Here is a 720-nt window from a genome sequence, read left to right on the forward strand (position 1 = left end):
GGTGAGCAGGTGCGATATCCTTTCGTCGTTAAAAATTTATATAATTTCGTGGGCCAGATGGAGGCGATGGAGGGCGCGGGGGTGATGTTTGGGCACTTGTTGTTGTTGGGTTGAATACGCTGATTGATTATCGCTACCAGCAGCATTTTAGAGCAAAAACAGGGGGGCATGGCAAGGGACGTAATATGACCGGTCAAAAGGGTGATGATATTATCCTTAAAGTACCGGTAGGGACGCAAATTTTTGAAGAAGATAATACGACATTAATCTGTGATTTAACGGAAGTTGGACAACGTTATCGTCTTGCAAAAGGAGGAAATGGCGGTTTTGGGAATCTTCATTTTACAACATCTACAAATCGGGCACCTCGCCGTGCTAATCCGGGTTTGTCTGGAGAAGAGCGCACACTGTGGCTTCGTTTGAAGTTAATCGCTGATGCGGGGATTATTGGTTTGCCGAATGCTGGAAAGTCAACTTTTTTAGCTTCCGTGACGGCAGCAAAGCCAAAAGTTGCGGATTATCCTTTTACGACTCTCTATCCTCACCTTGGTGTTGCGCGTATTGATGCTCGTGAATTTGTGTTAGCTGATATTCCTGGACTCATTGAAGGAGCACATGAAGGCGTGGGGATTGGAGACCGTTTTTTAGGGCATGTAGAACGTTGTCGTGTTTTATTTCATTTGATTTCTGCTCAAGAAGAAGACGTGGTAAAAGCATACC

General features: G+C 45.0%; 1 pseudogene. It reads left to right on the top strand.

Annotation, left to right across the window (positions count from 1 at the left end):
• Positions 1–14: 14 nt before the first annotated feature.
• Positions 15–720, top strand: a pseudogene (obgE, locus tag ACFINZ_RS10775) (GTPase ObgE); the annotation flags it as partial.

The sequence above is a fragment of the Bartonella sp. AA81SXKL genome (assembly GCF_042196945.1).
Lineage (GTDB): Bacteria > Pseudomonadota > Alphaproteobacteria > Rhizobiales > Rhizobiaceae > Bartonella.